Annotated in this window: 2 protein-coding genes; both read left to right on the forward strand. The window is 71.4% G+C overall.

The genetic code is table 11. The annotated features are described in order from the left end of the window. Positions 1-1524, forward strand: a 1524-nt coding sequence (htpG, locus tag ACTUAL_RS21025; protein WP_440901446.1) for a molecular chaperone HtpG, incomplete at its 5' end; no start/stop codon positions are given. A 143-nt stretch (positions 1525-1667) separates the two neighbouring features. Beyond that, a complete protein-coding gene (locus tag ACTUAL_RS21030; protein WP_440901447.1) occupies positions 1668-1997 on the forward strand; it encodes a DUF6204 family protein in 330 nt (109 codons plus the stop codon). Positions 1998-2056 lie beyond the last annotated feature (59 nt).

A 2056-nucleotide genomic window follows, 5' to 3' on the forward strand; every position in this document is an offset into this window, starting at 1 on the left:
CGGGCCGGGCCCGACCAGGGCGTGCGGTGGGAGTCCCCCGGCGAGGGCCGCTACACGATCGAGGAGGTCGACGACGCGCCGCAGGGCACGTCGGTGACCCTGCACCTCAAGCCCGCCGACGAGGAGGACCAGCTCCCCGACTACACGTCGGCGGCGAAGCTGACCGAGATCGTCAAGAAGTACTCGGACTTCATCACCTGGCCGGTGCGGTTGGTCGAGCCCGCCAAGCCGGTGGCGGCGGACGCGACGGACGCTGAGGACGCGGAAGACGCGGCGGAGGGCGAGGAGGCCGAGGCTCCGGCCGCGCCGGAGCCGAAGGTGCTCAACTCGGGCAAGGCGCTGTGGGCGCGCTCGTCCAGCGAGGTGAGCAAGGAGGAGTACGCCGAGTTCTACCGGCACGTCAGCCACGACTGGAACGACCCGCTGGAGACCATCCGGCTCCAGGCCGAGGGCGCGTTCGAGTACCAGGCGCTGCTGTTCCTGCCGTCGCGGGCGCCCATGGACCTGTTCATGCGCGACCACAAGCGCGGCGTGCAGCTCTACGTGAAGCGCGTCTTCATCATGGACGACTGCGAAGAGCTCATGCCCGAGTACCTGCGGTTCGTCAAGGGCGTGGTGGACGCGCAGGACCTGTCGCTGAACGTCTCGCGGGAGATCCTGCAGCAGGACCGGCAGATCCAGCTCATGCGGCGCAGGCTGGTCAAGAAGGTCCTGTCGACCATCAAGACCATGCTGAACGACCGGCCCGAGGACTACGCGGTGTTCTGGCGGGAGCTGGGCACCGCGCTCAAGGAGGGCCTGCTCAGCGACGTCGACAACCGCGACGCGATCCTCGCGGTGTGCTCGTTCGACTCGACCGAGGACGCCGAGAAGAAGACCACCCTGGCGCAGTACGTCGAGCGGATGAAGGACGGCCAGGAGCACATCTACTACATGACCGGTGACTCGCGCACCGCCGTGGAGAACTCCCCGCACCTGGAGGCGCTGCGCGCCAAGGGGTACGAGGTGCTGATCATGACCGACCCGATCGACGAGATGTGGGTCGACTCGGTGCCGGGCTTCGACGGGCGGACGTTCCAGTCGGTGGCCAAGGGGCAGGTGGACCTGGAGAGCGAGGAGGAGAAGGCCGCGGCGGCCGAGCGCGTCGCGGACTTCGCCGAGCTGACCTCGTGGATGACCGGGCTGCTGGCGGAGCAGGTCAAGGAGGTGCGGCTGACCTCGCGGCTGACCACCTCGCCCGCGTGCGTGGTCGGCGACGCGCACGACCTGACGCCCACGCTGGAGAAGATGTACCGGGCGATGGGGCAGGAGCTGCCGCCGGTCAAGCGCATCCTGGAGCTGAACCCGGAGCACCCGCTGGTGTCGGGGCTGCGGACGGCGTTCGCCGAGCGGGAGGACCGGGAGTCGCTGACCGGGACCGTGGAGCTGCTGCACGGGATGGCGCTGCTGGCCGAGGGCGGGGAGCTGGGCGACCCGTCGCGGTTCGTGCGGCTGCTGGCGGAGAACCTGCAGCGCGGGCTGTGATCCGGTGAGGCCGCGGGCGCGTCGTCCCCCTCGCGGGGGCGGCGCGCCCGTAATCCCGTTGCGGGCGGCGGGGACGGGTGAGCAGGATGGCGCGGTTTCCGGGGCGTCCGGTTCGCGGGCGTCCGCGTCGTCAGGAGGAGCTCGTGGCCGATCACACCTACCGGGTCATGGTGCGCGGGAGGTTCGCGGACCTGGACGAGACCGGGCGGGCGCGGTTGCTCGCCGAGGCCGGGGAGCACGACGTGCTGCGCGGCGGGTTCTCGGACGAGGGCGCGCTGAGCTACGACGCGAAGCTGGACTTCTTCAGCTTCCGGGTGCAGGTCCGGGCGGCCGAGGACGCCGGGGACCGGGCGGTGTCCGAGCGCGGGATGGCGCTCGCCGGGCGGGCCGTGGACGCGCTCGGGGTGGACTTCCGGGACATGAGGGCGCCCGGGCCGGACGTCGACCTGATCAAGGTCAAGCGGAAGCGGTAGCGCGGGCGGGGCGGGAGCGGGAGCGGGAGCGGGTTCGCGGGGCGCGACCCCGGTGGGCG

Source organism: Actinosynnema sp. (assembly GCF_052038725.1).